The 15,962-nt window shown below is 71.8% G+C and carries 12 protein-coding genes and 1 pseudogene; 5 read left to right on the top strand and 8 right to left on the bottom strand.

The annotated features are described in order from the left end of the window. Nucleotides 1–3 precede the first annotated feature (3 nt). From AC07F0_RS08445 to AC07F0_RS08435, 3 genes and pseudogenes are all read left to right on the top strand, one after another. Nucleotides 4–1,164 (top strand): GTP-binding protein, encoded by a 1,161-nt coding sequence (locus AC07F0_RS08445; RefSeq protein ID WP_478975910.1) that lies wholly within the window; start codon nucleotides 4–6, stop codon nucleotides 1,162–1,164. A 51-nt stretch (nucleotides 1,165–1,215) separates the two neighbouring features. Further along, nucleotides 1,216–2,214, top strand: a complete 999-nt coding sequence (locus AC07F0_RS08440) for an LLM class flavin-dependent oxidoreductase (protein ID WP_478975907.1) — start codon at nucleotides 1,216–1,218, stop codon at nucleotides 2,212–2,214. Nucleotides 2,215–2,225: 11 nt separating this feature from the next. Next, nucleotides 2,226–4,573: pseudogene (locus AC07F0_RS08435) on the top strand (ATP-binding cassette domain-containing protein). 14 nt (nucleotides 4,574–4,587) lie between these two features. On the opposite strand, the gene AC07F0_RS08430 reads toward AC07F0_RS08435, so the two are convergent. The 5 genes from AC07F0_RS08430 to AC07F0_RS08410 all read right to left on the bottom strand — a co-directional run bounded on the left by AC07F0_RS08430 (nucleotide 4,588) and on the right by AC07F0_RS08410 (nucleotide 9,740). After that, on the bottom strand, nucleotides 4,588–5,403 hold the full coding sequence (locus tag AC07F0_RS08430; RefSeq protein WP_478975904.1) for a lysophospholipid acyltransferase family protein: 816 nt from the start codon (nucleotides 5,401–5,403) through the stop codon (nucleotides 4,588–4,590). Then, the gene (locus AC07F0_RS08425; protein ID WP_478975901.1) at nucleotides 5,403–6,170 is read right to left on the bottom strand and encodes a GNAT family N-acetyltransferase; all 768 of its coding nucleotides are present in this window, start codon (nucleotides 6,168–6,170) and stop codon (nucleotides 5,403–5,405) included. The genes AC07F0_RS08430 and AC07F0_RS08425 overlap by 1 nt, the downstream gene beginning before the upstream one ends. 207 nt (nucleotides 6,171–6,377) lie before the next feature. Beyond that, entirely contained in the window at nucleotides 6,378–7,127 is a 750-nt protein-coding gene (locus tag AC07F0_RS08420) for a succinate dehydrogenase/fumarate reductase iron-sulfur subunit (RefSeq protein WP_478975898.1), read from the bottom strand. Next, entirely contained in the window at nucleotides 7,124–9,070 is a 1,947-nt protein-coding gene (locus tag AC07F0_RS08415) for a fumarate reductase/succinate dehydrogenase flavoprotein subunit (protein ID WP_478975895.1), read from the bottom strand. Before AC07F0_RS08415 ends, AC07F0_RS08420 begins: the two co-directional genes overlap by 4 nt. A gap of 1 nt (nucleotide 9,071) precedes the next feature. Further along, the gene (locus tag AC07F0_RS08410) at nucleotides 9,072–9,740 is read right to left on the bottom strand and encodes a succinate dehydrogenase (RefSeq protein WP_478975893.1); all 669 of its coding nucleotides are present in this window, start codon (nucleotides 9,738–9,740) and stop codon (nucleotides 9,072–9,074) included. Between the two features lie 119 nt (nucleotides 9,741–9,859). Between AC07F0_RS08410 and AC07F0_RS08405 the strand changes: the two genes are divergently transcribed. Then, complete coding sequence (locus tag AC07F0_RS08405; protein WP_436729861.1) at nucleotides 9,860–10,744, top strand: LysR family transcriptional regulator; 885 nt, start codon at nucleotides 9,860–9,862, stop codon at nucleotides 10,742–10,744. Nucleotides 10,745–10,843: 99 nt separating this feature from the next. Here the strand turns inward: AC07F0_RS08405 and AC07F0_RS08400 are convergent, their stop codons facing one another. From AC07F0_RS08400 to AC07F0_RS08390, 3 genes are all read right to left on the bottom strand, one after another. Next, complete coding sequence (locus tag AC07F0_RS08400; RefSeq protein ID WP_478975890.1) at nucleotides 10,844–12,988, bottom strand: putative bifunctional diguanylate cyclase/phosphodiesterase; 2,145 nt, start codon at nucleotides 12,986–12,988, stop codon at nucleotides 10,844–10,846. Then, nucleotides 12,985–13,797 (bottom strand): SAM-dependent methyltransferase, encoded by an 813-nt coding sequence (locus tag AC07F0_RS08395; protein ID WP_436729863.1) that lies wholly within the window; start codon nucleotides 13,795–13,797, stop codon nucleotides 12,985–12,987. The genes AC07F0_RS08400 and AC07F0_RS08395 overlap by 4 nt, the downstream gene beginning before the upstream one ends. A gap of 278 nt (nucleotides 13,798–14,075) precedes the next feature. Next, nucleotides 14,076–15,047 (bottom strand): SCO0930 family lipoprotein, encoded by a 972-nt coding sequence (locus tag AC07F0_RS08390; protein ID WP_478975887.1) that lies wholly within the window; start codon nucleotides 15,045–15,047, stop codon nucleotides 14,076–14,078. A 337-nt stretch (nucleotides 15,048–15,384) separates the two neighbouring features. Between AC07F0_RS08390 and AC07F0_RS08385 the strand changes: the two genes are divergently transcribed. Further along, the gene (locus AC07F0_RS08385; RefSeq protein ID WP_478975884.1) at nucleotides 15,385–15,948 is read left to right on the top strand and encodes a hypothetical protein; all 564 of its coding nucleotides are present in this window, start codon (nucleotides 15,385–15,387) and stop codon (nucleotides 15,946–15,948) included. Nucleotides 15,949–15,962 lie beyond the last annotated feature (14 nt).

Raw genomic sequence — 15,962 nt, 5'->3', positions numbered from 1 at the left:
ACCGTGTCGTACGAACGTCTGCCCGTCACCGTGCTCTCCGGATTCCTCGGGGCGGGCAAGACCACGCTGCTCAACCACGTCCTGTCCCAGCGCGAAGGTCTGCGCGTCGCCGTCATCGTCAACGACATGAGCGAGGTCAACATCGACGCGGCCCTGGTGCGCGGCGGCGAGGCCGCCCTGTCGCGGACCGAGGAACGCCTGGTCGAGATGACCAACGGCTGCATCTGCTGCACGCTCCGCGACGACCTGCTGGACGAGGTGGACCGGCTGGCCCGGGAGGGCCGGTTCGACCATCTCCTCATCGAGTCGTCCGGGATCTCCGAGCCGATGCCCGTCGCGGCCACCTTCGCCTTCGCCCGTGACGACGGCGCGACCCTCGACGACGTGGCCCTGCTGGACACCATGGTCACGGTCGTGGACGCGGCCAACTTCCTCACCGAGCTGGAGAGCGGCGACGACCTCGCCGAGCGGGGTCTCGCCCCGTACGAGGACGACGAGCGCACGGTCAGCGATCTGCTCGTCGACCAGGTCGAGTTCGCCGACGTCCTCATCCTCAACAAGCTCGACCTGGTCGACGAGGACGCGGCGGCCCGGCTGCGGACGGCCCTGACCCGGCTGAACCCGCTCGCCCGGCTGGTCCCGGCGACGCACGGCCGGGTGGACCTCCGCCAGGTGCTCGGCACCCGCCTGTTCGACCTGGAACGCGCCCAGCAGGCGCCGGGCTGGGTCAGGGAACTCAACGGCGACCACGTCCCCGAAACCGAGGAGTACGGCATCTCCTCCACCGTCTTCCGCTCCGAACTGCCCTTCCATCCGGGGCGGTTGTGGACGTTCGTCACGGAGCAACTGGACGCCGGGACGTACGGGCGGATCCTGCGCTCCAAGGGCTTCTTCACCCTGGCGAGCCGCCCGCACGTGACGGGCCTGTGGTCACAGGCCGGCTCCGTCGCCCGCTTCGAACCGTCCGCGGCCCGCGAGACCGACGCCCCGCACGCGCAGGAGCTGGTGTTCATCGGGACGGACCTGGACACGAAGGCCCTGCACACCGCCCTGACCGGCTGCCTCGCGGCGCCCGGCGAAGCCCCTTCGGCCGACGACGACCCCTTCCCCGCCTGGGACACGTACGGCATCGACGAGGCGTGCGACCACGAGCACGCGGCGTAGCGGCGGGCGCGGTGCCGGGAATGCCACGGCCTCGCACGCGTTGAACCCCGTGTGAGCTCCCTGATCGCCTCGACCCGATTCTCCGTCCTCGACCGCTCCCGCACCCGCGACGGGCACACGCACCCCGAGGCGCTGCGTGACACCGTGCGGCTGGCCGGGGAGCTGGAGGGACTCGGGTACCACCGGCTGTGGGTCTCGGAGCATCACGGCGTTCCCGGGGTCGCCGGTTCCGCGCCGACCGTGCTGGCGGCGGCCGTCGCCGCCGCGACACGGACGATCCGGGTCGGCACCGGCGGGGTGATGCTGCCCAACCACCGGCCGCTGGTCGTGGCCGAGCAGTTCGGGGTGCTGGAGTCGCTGTTCCCCGGCCGGATCGACATGGGTCTGGGACGGTCCGTCGGCTTCACCGACGGGGTGCGCAGGGCCCTGGGCCGTGACAAGGAGGACGCCGAGGACTTCGAGGCCCAGCTGCGGGAGCTGCTCGGCTGGTTCCGGGGCACCTCCCCGACCGGAGTGCACGCCCGGCCCGCCGAGGGGCTGGCCGTGCCGCCGTTCGTCCTGGCCATGGGCGAGGGCGCCGGCATCGCGGCCCGCCTCGGCCTTCCCATGGTGATCGACGACCTGCGCAACCGGGACAAGATGCGGCGCGGCATCGACCACTACCGCGACGCCTTCCGCCCCTCGGCCTGGGCGAGCGAGCCCTACGTCGTCGTCTCCGGCACGATCGCCGTGGCCGCCACACCCGAGGAGGCCCGGCGCCTGCTGATCCCCGAGGCCTGGTCCATGGCGTACTCCCGCACCCACGGCACCTTCCCGCCCCTGCCGTCCGCGGAGAGCGTCGAGGCGCTCACGATGACCGGCAAGGAGCGCGGCTTCTACGAGTCCGGGCTGACCGGCCACATCGCCGGCACCGAGGAGCAGGTCACGCACGAACTGGAGACGGTGCTGAAGGAGACGGGAGCACAGGAAGTCCTGGTCACCACCAGCACGTACGACCGCGAGGCGCTGCTGGACTCCTACCGGCGGCTGGCCGCGATCGCCTCCGGTTAGAGTCGTTGCCCATGCACGACCCTCACGGCCCCCGCGACCCGTACGTCCGTGTCCGCGGCGCCCGCGAGCACAATCTCAAGGGCATCGACGTCGACATTCCCCGGGACGTGCTGGCCGTGTTCACCGGGGTGTCCGGCTCGGGCAAGTCGTCGCTGGCGTTCGGCACGATCTACGCGGAGGCGCAGCGGCGTTACTTCGAGTCGGTCGCGCCGTACGCGCGCCGGCTGATCCACCAGGTCGGCGCGCCGAAGGTCGGGGAGATCACCGGTCTGCCGCCGGCCGTCTCGCTCCAGCAGCGCCGGGCGGCTCCCACTTCGCGTTCCTCGGTCGGTACCGTCACGAACCTCTCGAACTCGCTGCGCATGCTGTTCTCCCGGGCCGGCACCTACCCGCCCGGCGCCGGGCGCCTCGACTCCGACGCCTTCTCGCCCAACACGGCGGCCGGGGCCTGCCCGGAGTGCCACGGGCTCGGCCGGGTGCACCGTACGAGCGAGGAGCTGCTGGTCCCCGACCCGTCGCTGTCGATCCGCGAGGGCGCGATCGCCGCGTGGCCGGGCGCCTGGCAGGGCAAGAACCTGCGGGACGTCCTCGACGCGCTCGGGTACGACGTGGAGCGGCCGTGGCGGGAACTGCCCGCCGACGCGCGTGAGTGGATCCTGTTCACGGACGAGCAGCCGGTGGTCACCGTGCACCCGGTGCGGGACGCGGACCGGATCCAGCGGCCGTACCAGGGCACGTACATGAGCGCCCGGCGGTACGTGATGAAGACGTTCTCGGATTCCAAGAGCCCGGCTCTGCGGGCGAGGGCCGAGCGGTTCCTCACCAGCGCGCCCTGCCCGGCCTGCGGCGGCAGCCGGCTGCGGCCCGAGGCCCTGGCGGTGACGTTCGGCGGCCGGACCATCGCCGAGCTGGCGGCGCTGCCGCTGGTGGAGCTGGCCGCCGCGCTCGACGCGACGTCTCAGACCGCCCGGGTCCTCACCGACGACCTCACATCCCGTATCGCGCCGGTCGTCGAACTCGGCCTCGGCTACCTCAGCCTGGACCGGCCCACCCCCACCCTCTCCGCGGGCGAGCTGCAACGCCTGCGTCTGGCCACGCAGCTGCGCTCCGGCCTGTTCGGTGTCGTCTACGTCCTCGACGAGCCGTCGGCCGGGCTGCACCCGGCGGACACCGAGGCGCTGCTGGTCGTGCTGGAGCGGCTGAAGGCGGCAGGGAACTCGGTGTTCGTGGTGGAGCACCACCTCGATGTCGTGCGCGGTGCCGACTGGCTGGTGGACGTGGGTCCGCACGCGGGCGAGCACGGCGGACGGGTGCTGCACAGCGGCCCGGTCGCCGGGCTGGCGGCCGTCGAGGAGTCGGCGACGGCCCGCTACCTGTTCGACCGCTCCCCCGTCCCGGCGCGCGAGGTCCGCGAACCGAGCGGGTGGCTGAAGGCCGGGCCGGTCACCCGGCACAACCTGCGCGGTGTGTCCGCCGAGTTCCCGCTCGGCGCGTTCACGGCGGTCACCGGGGTGTCCGGCTCCGGCAAGTCGACGCTCATCGGGGAGATCACGCAGGACACGGCCGGGGTGGGCCGGCTGGTCTCGGTCGACCAGAAGCCGATCGGACGCACCCCGCGCTCGAACCTCGCCACCTACACCGGTCTCTTCGACGTCGTGCGCAAGGTGTTCGCCGGCACCGACGGGGCGCTGGAACGGGGCTTCGGCGTCGGCCGGTTCTCCTTCAACGTGGCGGGCGGGCGCTGCGAGACCTGCCAGGGCGAGGGCTTCGTCAGCGTGGAACTGCTGTTCCTCCCGAGCACCTACGCGCCCTGCCCGGACTGCGGCGGGGCCCGGTACGCCCCCGAGACGCTGGAGGTGACGTACCGGGGGCGGAACATCGCTCAGGTACTGGATCTGACGGTGGAGAGCGCGGCGGAGTTCTTCGCCGACACCCCGGCCGTGGCTCGCAGTCTGGGCACCCTGCTGGACGTGGGCCTTGGCTACCTGCGCCTCGGCCACCCGCGACCGAGCTCTCCGGCGGCGAGGCCCAGCGCATCAAACTGGCGAACGAACTGCAGCGCGGCCGGCGCGGGCACACGCTGTACCTCCTCGACGAGCCCACGACCGGCCTCCACCCGGCCGATGTGGAGGTCCTGATGCGCCAGCTGCACGGCCTCGTCGACGCCGGGCACACCGTGATCGTCGTCGAACACGACATGTCCGTCGTCGCGCGCGCGGACTGGGTCGTCGACCTCGGCCCGGGCGGCGGTGACGCGGGCGGCCGGATCGTGGCGGCGGGACCGCCGGCGGAGGTGGCACGCTCGGTGGAGAGCCGGACGGCGCCGTATCTGGCACGCGCGTTGTCCGGCTCTCGCTGAAGCGTCCGGGGCCGCTACGCCACCAGCACCGTGTGCGTCCACGCCGGCATCGCCGTCTGCTGTGGCTGTGCGGAGCGGGCGAGAGACCGGCGGTCGGGGCAGGTGCGCGGGAGGATGGGGTCGCGGACCTCGACCTCCGCGACCAGGCCGCGGGCCGTGACCACCCGCCACAGGGAGGCGAGCAGGGTGTCGTCGCCGACGAACGCGGGGGCGGTGGTGGCGGTTCCGCCGGTGAGCCGGTAGCCGATCCGGACCGGCTGGACCGGCACTCCGGCGTCCAGGGCGGCCTGGAAGACGGCCCGGCGGAAGGTGCCCTGGGCCCGGCCGCACCAGGTGCTGCCCTCGGGGAAGGCCGCGACGGCGGCGCCCTCGCGCAGGGCCCGGGCGATCCGGGCGACGGTGTCCGGGAGGGTCCGCAGCCGGTCCCGGTCGATGAACAGGGTGCCGCCGCGGGCGGCCAGCGGCCCGGCGACGGGCCACCGCCGTACCTCGGTCTTGGCCAGCATCCGGGCGGGGCGCACGGCGGCGAGCAGCGGGATGTCCAGCCAGGAGATGTGGTTGGCGACCAGCAGCAGTCCGCCGGTGGGGACGGCGGCGCCGGTGACGCGGACCCGGACCCCCGCGGCCCGCACGATCCAACGGCACCACCGCCGGATCAGGGATGCCGGCATCCGGGCGCCGAACGGCGACAGCGCGATCCCGGCGAGCAGCAGCAGGACGACCCCGGTGAGCCGCAGCACGGCACGCGGCACGGCCCGTGCCGGCACCCCCGCCGGCGCCTCGACACAGGCCTGCGGTGTGCAGGGCGCGGTGGGCAGCCAGGTGCTCATCAGGCGGGGACGAGGGACAGGAAGTGCCGCAGGTAGCGCGGGTTGACCCGGCTCATCGGCAGCAGCACGTACAGGTCGGCGACACCGAAGTCCGGGTCGTGGGCCGGCGCGCCGCACACCCAGGCGCCCAGGCGCAGGTAGCCGCGCAGCAGGGCGGGCAGTTCGACGCGGGCGGCGGGCGCGGGGCCCGGGACCCACGGCAGCAGCGGCCGGACGCGGTACTCCTGCGGCGACAGGTGCTTGGCGCTCACCCGGTCCCAGGTGGCGGAGGCCAGGGCGCCGCCGTCGGCGAGCGGGACGGAGCAGCAGCCGGCGAGCCACTCGTGGCCCCGGTCGGCCATGTAGCGGGCGATCCCGGCCCAGATGAGGCTGATGACCACGCCGTCGCGGTGGCCGGGGTGCACGCAGGAGCGGCCGACCTCCACGAGCTCGGGCCGGATCCCGGCGAGGGAACCCAGGTCGAACTCGCTCTCGGAGTACAGCCGCCCGGCGACCGCCGCACGCTCCGGCGGCAGCAGCCGGTACGTGCCGACGACCTGGCCGGTCGTCTCCTCGCGGACGAGCAGATGGTCGCAGTACGCGTCGAACGGGTCGACGTCCAGCCCCGGTTGGGAGCCGGCCAGCAGGGCGCCCAGCTCCCCGGCGAAGACGTCGTGCCGCAGCCGCTGCGCGGCACGCACGTCCTCCTCGTTCCGGGCGAGGGCGACGGTGTAGCGGGTGGGGGCCGTGGGCTGCGCGGGGCGGTCGACGGTCAGTACGCCGGTCATGGCTCTCTCCTGGTCACGGGCCGGGGGCGGCGAGCGGTGCCGCCGTCACTGTTGTGCCCATGCCGCCTGACCTTCGCGTGACCAGTGCCGGGAGCGCGGATGCCGGGACGTTGAATGCCTGGGGCCCGGAAAGGCGAGACGGGGCCGGTGAGCACCAACCGGCCCCGCCCGTCCGCACCAGACGGCGAACGTTCTACCTGCCCGGACCTACCGCTTGCTCACCTTCCGCGTGGCCCGCAGCCACTCCTTGTTCATGCTGGTGATGGACATCAGCGGAATGCCCTTGGGACAGGCCGTGGCGCACTCTCCCGTGAGCGTGCACCCCCCGAACCCCTCCTCGTCCATCTGCGTCACCATGTCCAGCACCCGCGTCTCCCGCTCGGGCGCCCCCTGCGGCAGCACGTTCAGATGGTTGACCTTGGCGGACGTGAACAGCATCGCCGCCCCGTTCGGGCACGCCGCCACACACGCCCCGCACCCGATGCACTCGGCGTGCTCGAAGGCGAAGTCGGCGTCCGGCTTCGGCACCGGCGTGGCATGTGCCTCGGGCGCCGCACCGGTCGGCGCGGTGATGTACCCGCCGGCCTGGATGATCCGGTCGAACGCCGAACGGTCGACGACCAGGTCCTTGATCACCGGGAACGCGGACGCCCTCCACGGCTCGATGTCGATCGTGTCGCCGTCCTTGAACGACCTCATGTGCAGCTGGCACGTGGTCGTCCGCTCGGGCCCGTGCGCGTCGCCGTTGATGACGAGCGAGCACGCGCCGCAGATGCCCTCGCGGCAGTCGTGGTCGAAGGCGACCGGGTCCTCGCCCTTGAGGGTGAGCTCCTCGTTGAGGGTGTCGAGCATCTCCAGGAAGGACATGTCGGGGGAGATCCCGTCCACCTCGTACGTGGACATGGCGCCGTCGGCGTCGGCGTTCTTCTGCCGCCAGACGCGCAGGGTGAGCTTCATGCGTAGCTCCGCTGGGTGGGGTGGACGTACTCGAAGACCAGGTCTTCCTTGTGCAGGGTCGGAGCCTCGCCGGTGCCGTTGAACTCCCAGGCGGCCGCGTACGCGAACTCGTCGTCCTTCCGGGCGGCTTCGCCGTCGGGCGTCTGGGACTCCTCGCGGAAGTGGCCGCCGCAGGACTCGCTGCGGTGCAGCGCGTCGAGGCACATCAGCTCGGCCAGCTCCAGGTAGTCGACGACGCGGTTGGCCCTCTCCAGCGACTGGTTGAACTCCTCGCCGGTGCCGGGCACCTTGACGCGCCGCCAGAACTCCTCACGGATCTGCGGGATGCGCTCCAGCGCCTTGCGCAGCCCCGCGTCGGTGCGGGCCATGCCGCAGAACTCCCACATGAGTTCGCCGACCTCGCGGTGGAAGGAGTCGGGCGTGCGGTCACCGTCGACGGACAGCAGCAGGTTGAGCCGGTCCTCGGTCTCGGCCAGCACCTCCTGCACGACCGGGTGACCGGCGTCGACCCGGTCCCCCAGCGGGTTGCGGGCGAGATAGTCGTTGATGGTCGCCGGGAGCACGAAGTAGCCGTCGGCCAGGCCCTGCATCAACGCGGAGGCGCCGAGCCGGTTGGCTCCGTGGTCGGAGAAGTTGGCCTCGCCGATCGCGAACAGGCCGGGGATGGTGGTCTGGAGGTCGTAGTCGACCCACAGGCCGCCCATCGTGTAGTGCACGGCGGGGTAGATCCGCATGGGTACCCGGTACGGGTCCTCGTCGGTGATCCGCTGGTACATGTCGAAGAGATTGCCGTACTTGGCCTCGACGGCTTTGCGGCCCATACGCTCGATGGCGTCGGCGAAGTCCAGGTACACGCCCTGCCCGCCGGGCCCGACGCCCCGGCCCTCGTCGCAGACGTTCTTCGCGGCGCGGGAGGCGATGTCACGCGGCACCAGGTTGCCGAAGGACGGGTAGATGCGCTCCAGGTAGTAGTCGCGCTCGTCCTCGGGGATCTCGTTCGGCGGGCGGTCGTCGCCCTTGGCCCTCGGCACCCAGATGCGGCCGTCGTTGCGCAGGGACTCGCTCATCAGCGTCAGCTTGGACTGGTGGTCGCCGGTGCGCGGGATGCAGGTGGGGTGGATCTGGGTGAAGCAGGGGTTGGCGAAGTAGGCGCCGCGCCGGTGCGCCCGCCAGATCGCGGTCGCGTTGGAGTTCATGGCGTTCGTCGACAGGTAGAAGACGTTGCCGTAGCCGCCGCTGGCGAGGACGACGGCGTCCGCGAAGTACGTGTCGATCCTGCCGGTGATGAGATCCCGCGCGACGATCCCGCGCGCCCGCCCGTCGACGACGATCAGGTCGAGCATCTCCGTGCGCGGGTGCATCTCGACGTTCCCCGCGGCGATCTGCCGGCTGAGGGCCTGGTAGGCGCCGAGCAGCAGCTGCTGTCCCGTCTGGCCGCGGGCGTAGAAGGTCCGCGAGACCTGGACGCCGCCGAAGGAGCGGGTGTCGAGCAGGCCGCCGTACTCGCGGGCGAACGGCACGCCCTGGGCCACGCACTGGTCGATGATCTCGACGGAGATCTGCGCGAGGCGGTGCACGTTGGACTCGCGGGCCCGGAAGTCACCGCCCTTGACGGTGTCGTAGAACAGCCGGTGGACGGAGTCGCCGTCGTTGCGGTAGTTCTTCGCCGCGTTGATGCCGCCCTGCGCGGCGATGGAGTGGGCCCGGCGCGGGGAGTCCTGGTAGCAGAACTGGACGACGTGGTAGCCCTGTTCGGCGAGGGTGGCTCCGGCGGAACCGCCGGCCAGGCCGGTGCCGACGACGATGACGGTGTGCTTGCGCCGGTTGGCGGGGTTGACCAGCTTGGCCTCGAAGCGGCGCTTGTCCCAGCGCTCGTGGACGGGGCCCTTGGGGGCCTTGGTGTCGACGACCGGTTCCCCGGTCGTGTAGTCGGTGTAGGTCATGTCAGCTCACCACTCCGGTCATGACGCCCACGGGTACGGCGACGAACCCGGCCGTGAGCAGCAGCGCGAGGACGTCGGCGACGGTCTTCAGGGCACGGTCGCGGGTGCGGCTGCCGGCGCCGAGAGTCTGGGCGGCGCTCCAGAAGCCGTGCCGGATGTGCATGCCGAGGGCGAGCATCGCGACGATGTAGATGACGTTGCCGTACCAGGTGGAGAACGTGTCCACGACGTTCTGGTACGGGTGGCCGGGCCGGAAGCCGGGGTGCACGGTGCCGGTCGTGAGGTCCAGGATGTGCCAGACGATGAACAGCCCGAGGATGATCCCGCCCCAGCGCATGGTGCGCGTCGCGTAACTGGCCCGGGGCCTCTTGTGGACGTACTTGCTGGGCCGTGCCCTGATGTCGCGGCGGCTGAGCTGGAACGCGGACACGGCGTGGGCGACGACGGCGGCCACCAGCACGATCCGGACCAGCCACAGCGTCCACTCGTAGTGCATGAACGGCTCGCCGACGGTGCGCAGCCAGTGGGCGTAGTGGTCGAACTCGCCGGCCCCGAAGAAGATCTTCAGGTTTCCGATCATGTGGACGACCAGGTACAGCAGCATGATCAGCCCGCTGACCGCCATCACGGTCTTCTTGCCGAGGGTGGAGTCCCACACGGTGCGTGCCATGGACGGCCGTCGGTCCGTCCGCGTTGCCAGAGCCATGGCACAGCACGCTACGGACGCGCAGCCGATCGGTCCAAGACATGGTCCAGCTTGATTCCATAGGCTGGGGCTATCGTACGAGGATGCAGTTCCACCAGCTCCAGTACTTCGTGGCCGTCGCCGAGACCCGGCACTTCACCCGGGCCGCCGATCTGGTCCATGTCGCGCAGCCGTCGCTGTCACAGCAGATCAAGGCGCTGGAGCGGGAGCTGGGCGCGGACCTGTTCCTGCGGGCCCGGGGCAACATCTCGCTCACGGACGCCGGGGAGGCCCTGCTCCCCCTGGCCCGGCGCATCCTGGCGGACGCGGACACGGCCCGGCACGAGGTGCTGGAGCTGGTGCAGCTGCGCCGGGGGCGGGTGCGGCTCGGTGCCACGCCCAGTCTGTGCACGGGCCTGCTGCCGGACGTGCTGCGCGCCTTCCACGACCGCTACCCGGGCATCCGGCTGCTGATCGAGGAGGGCGGTTCGCACGACCTGGTGCGGGAGCTGGCACGCGGCGCGCTGGATCTCGCCCTGGTGGTGCTGCCCCTGCCGACGCCGTCGCCGGCGCTCACGACGGTGGAGCTGCTGCGCGAGGACCTGGTCGTGGTCTCCTCCCCGGACGCGCCGAGACCCGGCCGGGGCCGGCGCACCGTACGCATCGCCGACCTGGAGGGCGAGCGCCTGGTGATGTTCCGGCACGGCTACGACCTGCGCGAACTGACCGTGGCAGCGTGCCGCGCGGAGGGGTTCGAGCCGGACTTCGCGGTGGAGGGCGGGGAGATGGACGCGGTGCTGGGTTTTGTACGGGCGGGGCTGGGGGTTGCCGTCGTGCCGCGGATGGTGGCGGCGAGGTCGGGCCGTGGCCTGCGGGTGACTCCGCTGGCCAGACCCGGCCTCCACCGCACGATCGCGCTGGCGCACCGCAGCGATGTGGCTCCGCCTCGGGCTGCTCGGGAGTTGCAGCGGATGCTGCTTGAGCGGTGAGGGCGTTCCGTATGCGGGAGCACCGTGGGATGTGAGCGGCAGCTTCGGGGCGCGGGTTGTCTGTGGTTGATCGCGCAGTTCCCCGCGCCCCCAGGAACCTCAGCCAGTGGCGTCCGCCAGTGCCAGTTCGTGCAGGCGGTCCGGGGGGCCCGGCCTTGCGTAGTACCAGCCCTGTGCCGTGTCGCACCCGAGTATCCGCAACTGCTCGGCCTGCGCGCCCGTCTCGACGCCCTCGACCGTCACCGCGAGGTCCAGGCTGTGGGCCAGCGAGACGATCCCCTCGACGATCTTCAGGTCGACGGGGTCGGCCGGGAACTGCTGCATGCTCTGTGTGAAGGAGCGGTCCAGTTTCAGGATGCTGACCGGCAGGCGGCGCAGGTTGGCCAGGTTGGAGTAGCCGGTACCGAAGTCGTCCAGGGCGATGTCGACACCCATCTCCGCCAGGCGGCGCAGCGGCTTCAGCAGGTCGTCGTCCGCACCGATCAGCGCCGACTCCGTGACCTCCAGGCAGAGGGCGTCCGGTTCGATGCCCGTGCGTTCCAGGATGTCGACGGTGTCCTGGACCAGACCGGGGTGGGTCAGCTGGCAGGGCGAGAGATTGACGTTGATCCGCAGCGGGCCCGCGGCCTCGGCCCCACCGTGCAGTTCCCGCCACTCGCGGGCCTGCCGCACCGACTGTTCCAGGACCCACCGGCCCAACGGCACGATGAGCCCGGTGTGTTCGGCGAGCGGGATGAACCGGTCCGGGCCGAGCACCCCGTGCTGCGGATGCAGCCACCGCACCAGGGCCTCCGCACCGCGCACGCTGCCGTCGCCGAGATGGACCAGCGGCTGGTACTCGATGAAGAACTCGCCCCGCTCCAGGGCCGTCGGCAGCGCCGTGGTCAGCCCGTGCCGGGTGATGGCGCGGGCGTCCGCCTCGGGGTCGGCGAGTTCGAAGCGGTTGCCGCCCGCCGACTTGGCGCGGTACATGGTGATGTCGGCGCTGCGCAGCACCTCCGCCGGGCTGCGCTCGCCGGCCGGGCCCTCGACGATGCCGATGCTGCCGCGCACCGTCAGCTCCCGGCCGTCGACGCTGATCGGGGCGAGCAGCGCGTTCATGATGCGCGTGGCGAGCTCGTCGACCTCGCGCTGGGTGTCGGGGCCCGTGGTCAGAGCCACGAACTCGTCGCCGCCGAGCCGGGCGACCATCTCGCCGGGTGCGGTGGCGCAGGACTGGAGCCGGTCGGCGACCTCCACCAGGAGCCGGTCGCCGGCCGCGTGGCCGAGGCTGTCGTTGATGGTCTTGAAGCCGTCGAGGTCGAGGTAACACAGGCCGAACCGCTGGCCCTCCCCGGCGCTCAGTGCCTTCTCCAGGCGCTCGAAGAAGAAGGTGCGGTTCGGCAGTCCGGTCAGCGCGTCGTGCGTGGCCTCGTAGCGCAGCCTCAGGTTGAGCAGCCGCCGCTCGGTGGTGTCCTCCATGAGCGCGAGCTGGTACTGCGGACTGCCGTCGGCGTCCCGCAGCAGGGAGACCGTCAGGTTGGTCCACAGGACCGTTCCGTCGGGGCGGTAGAACGCCTTCTCCACGTGGTAGTGCTCACGCTCGCCGCGCACGAGTTCGTCGTAGAGCCGCCAGGTCTGCGGTGCGTCGTCGGGGTGGGTCCACTCCATGACGTTGCGGCTGCGCATCGTCTGCTCGGAGACCCCGAACATGCGCAGCAGCGCGCCGTTGACCTGGAGGATGTTTCCGTCGAGGTCGGCCATGCCGATGCCTATGGCCGCGCCCTCGAAGACCGCGCGGAAGCGGGCCTCGGTCGCGTGCAGGGCCTGTGCCACCACGCCCTGCGCCCGGAGGGCGGCCTGGGCGATGGCCTCCTGCTCGGCCAGGGTCCGTTCGCGCAGCGCCTGCGCGAAGCCGGCGGCCATCGCGTGCTGGAGGCGTGCGGAGCGCGCCCGCAGGTCCTCCTGGTCGCCGTCCCCGCCGCAGTACAGGACCAGGTAGGCGTCCACGCAGTCCAGCGTGCGGCTGAGCGCCTCCGGGTCGGTGCAGTGCGCGTCCACGAGGGCGGCGCCCACCGCCCTGCCCTCGTCGGCGTCGAAGGCGCGGGCCAGCAGCGCCCGGCTCAACCGCCGGGCCAGCGGCAGCAGTTCCTCCTCGAACTCGGGCCGGGTCGACGACGTCGAGGTGACCGGGAAGACGGCCCGGCTCCAGATCGTCGCGAACCGGCGCAGTCTGTCCTCCGGCCCGTCCGGTTCCGCGATCACGCCGTACGCCCCACGCCCGCGAAACCGGAGAACGCATACGGATCCTCGTCCTCCGGTGCGGTGTCGGGCCGCCAGCGCGGCATCGCCACCAGTCCGGGTTCCACCATGTCGTACCCCTTGAAGAACCGCGCGATCTCCTCGCGCGAGCGCATGATCAGCGGGTTGCGGATGTCCTGGTACACGCTCACCGCGCCCCCGGCCCGCTCCGGTGGCAGCGGGACGCCCTCGTACGAGGCATGGGTGAGCACGAGCAGGCTGCCCGGCGCGAGCGCCTCGCCCAGCTCGGCCACCGCCCCGTACGGGTCGTCCTCGTCTTCCACGAAGTGCAGTATGGCAACGAGGAGCAGCGCCACTGGCTGATTCAGGTCGATCAGCCGCTCCACTTCGGGGCTGCGCAGGATCTCCTGGGGCTTGAGCAGGTCCGCGGCGACGACGGCCGCGTCGTCGTTGCCCTCCAGGACCGCCTCGCTGTGCGCCACGGCCACCGGGTCGTGGTCGACGTACACCACGCGCGCGCCGGGGCGGGCGGCCTGGGCCACCTCGTGCACATTGCCGAAGGTGGGTATGCCGGAGCCGATGTCCAGGAACTGGCCGATGCCCTGGCCGGCCGCGTACCGCACGGCGCGGCGCATGAACGCCCGGTTCGCCTGCATGATCTTGGGGAGCCCCGGCATGAACTCCATGGCCCTGCGGGCCGCTTCCCGGTCGACCTCGAAGTTGTGCGATCCGCCCAGGTAGTAGTCGTACATCCGGGAGACGCTGGGCACCGAGATGTCGATGCTCCGTGGGGCCCAGGCGGGACGCTCCATCTATCTCTCCAAGGCGTAGGCGATCCGGTGTTCGAGCAGAGGCTACTGATCGCCCGCCAATGGAGCGACCCGAAACGGAAATTGACCATCCGTTCCCGGTCACTGCCTGCGGCACGTGCCGAATTGATACCCGGGCGCATGCCCTTCGAACATGACGAACACGCGACGGCTTCGGGTGAAGCACGGCAAAACGGTCCGCCCCTCCGTCAGTGCGGAGGGGCGGACCGGGTCGGCTCCGTCGGGTGGACGAGATGATCAACCCTGGGGAGGTTTCTCTTCTACTCCGACGCGCCGACCAGCTTTCCGTCGGGCCGCACGGCGTACCAGGTGCCGCCGACGCCCTGGCCGTTGGTGTCGCCAGGAGCCTTGTCACCGGCGAAGGTGTAGATCGGCGAGCAGTTGATCGTCTGCTGCTTGCCCTTGCCGTCGGTCCGGTCGAAGATCATGTACCCCTTCTTCTGGATGCCCTTGGTGTCGGCGTAGTCGACGGGCTCCACGAGCGGCCACTTCTCCAGGCACTCGCCGGTGCAGTTGGAGACGGGCTTGGGCCAGGCCTCGTCCTTCTTGAACCGGTAGACGGTCATGCCGTTCTTGTCGACGACGATCTCGCCGAGCTTGGGGTCGTTGCGGGTGGACAGCCCGGGCTGCGCCTCGGCCCCCGCGCCGCCGGCCCCGCCGCCCTGCGCCTTCTTGCCGTCGGGGGCCAGCGCGTACCACTTGCCGCCCACGCCCTGGCCCTTGACGTCACCGGCGTTGACGTCCTTGGCGTAGCGGTAGGCCGGCCAGCCGCCGACGGTCAGCTGCTTGGTGCCGTCGGCCCGGGTGACCGAGCCGAGCAGCGCCTTGTCGATGCCCTCGCCGGCCTCCGCGTCGTCCGCGGGCACCGGCGGCCAGGTCTTGGCGCAGTCGCCGTCGCAGTTCGATTTGGGCGGCTGGTCGGCGTCCTGGTCGAATCGGTACAGGGTGAGGCCCAGGCTGTCGGTCACCACCTTGCCGACCTCCTCGGCGGTGGCGACGGAGAGCTTGCCCGCGGGGTTGGACGGGCTGGAAGGACTCGGCGCGGCCTGCTGGCCGCCCGCGGTGCCGGCGACCCCGTTCCCGGTGCCGATGCTTCCGTAGTCCCCGGGCGCTGCCGAGGCACCCACGTTCTGGCTGGCCGCCGGAGGGCTGTCCTGACCACACGCCGTCGTCAGCGCCAGGACCGCCGCGGCGCTCGCCACGAGTGAGGCGCTCCGCCAGGAGGTCTTCATCGTCAACTCCCCATAATCGCAAGGGTGTTGCAGCGCCCTGCTGCGCCGCCGCACGGTCATGAGTACGCATGGCGGGCGTGATTGTGTTCAACCACCGGCCAAATTTCTTTCCGGAACCCTGTGACGGCACCGCCCACCACCGCACACGGGTACGGGCCGAGAGCTCCGCGGGCGACCGCCCGGCAAACCGGCGGCACCCGGATATCCCTCTTTCGGGGCAATCCCCTTGCGCTCCGGCACGTCCCGGCGGCCGAAGGCACATGATCTTCGTCGTGCATGGACCCGTATCGACCCAATCCGCCCTCGCCGCAAAGGCCTTGGCGGTGGCGACCCTGACGTGGGCGCTCGTCGGCGCACCGTCCGGAGTGGCGGTGGCCGACGCCTGCGCGTACGCCTCGACGGGGCCGGACGGCACGGAGGCGGTGGCGGTCGCCGGAAGCAGGACCTGGCCGAACCCGCCGTGCCCGACACCCACACCGACCCCCACGCCCACCCCGGCGCCCCCGCCGCCGACTCCGAAACCGCCGCCGCCGAAGCCGACTCCCGAGCCGCCGCCGAAGCCGACTCCCAAACCGCCGCCGCCCTCGCCGCCGCCTCCGAAACCGACCCCCTCGGCCAGACCGGAGCCGCCGCCCCCGCCTCCGCCGCCCCCGCCACGCCCGGCACCACCGCCCCGGCAGGCCCCCCGACCGGTCCCTCCCCCACCGCCCGCCCCGGCACCGAAGCCGTCGGCGAAGCCCACCCCGCGGCCTTCCGCGTCGCCCGTGCACTACCCGCGGTACCGGGCCGCGCCGCGGCCACGACCGGTGAGCCGCACCATGTCGCCGCTCACCTTCGTCCTGCTCGTCACGGTGCCCGCGGTGGTCGCCGTCGCCGCGCTGCGCGCGCGCTGACACCCTGAAGCTCTGGAGGCAT

It is taken from the genome of Streptomyces sp. NPDC045955 (assembly GCF_056430805.1).
Note: the sequence above shows the minus strand (reverse complement) of the source record. Positions and strands in the feature narration are given on the sequence as shown.

What these genes read in the sequence shown, in the direction of transcription:
- AC07F0_RS08430 (WP_478975904.1), bottom strand. Translation starts at nt 5,403, where the DNA reads ATGAGCACCTGGCTGCCCACCGCGCCCTGCACACCGCAGGCCTGTGTC.
- AC07F0_RS08425 (WP_478975901.1), bottom strand. Translation starts at nt 6,170, where the DNA reads ATGACCGGCGTACTGACCGTCGACCGCCCCGCGCAGCCCACGGCCCCC.
- AC07F0_RS08420 (WP_478975898.1), bottom strand. Translation starts at nt 7,127, where the DNA reads ATGAAGCTCACCCTGCGCGTCTGGCGGCAGAAGAACGCCGACGCCGAC.
- AC07F0_RS08415 (WP_478975895.1), bottom strand. Translation starts at nt 9,070, where the DNA reads ATGACCTACACCGACTACACGACCGGGGAACCGGTCGTCGACACCAAG.
- AC07F0_RS08410 (WP_478975893.1), bottom strand. Translation starts at nt 9,740, where the DNA reads ATGGCACGCACCGTGTGGGACTCCACCCTCGGCAAGAAGACCGTGATG.
- AC07F0_RS08405 (WP_436729861.1), top strand. Translation starts at nt 9,860, where the DNA reads ATGCAGTTCCACCAGCTCCAGTACTTCGTGGCCGTCGCCGAGACCCGG.
- AC07F0_RS08395 (WP_436729863.1), bottom strand. Translation starts at nt 13,797, where the DNA reads ATGGAGCGTCCCGCCTGGGCCCCACGGAGCATCGACATCTCGGTGCCC.
- AC07F0_RS08390 (WP_478975887.1), bottom strand. Translation starts at nt 15,047, where the DNA reads ATGAAGACCTCCTGGCGGAGCGCCTCACTCGTGGCGAGCGCCGCGGCG.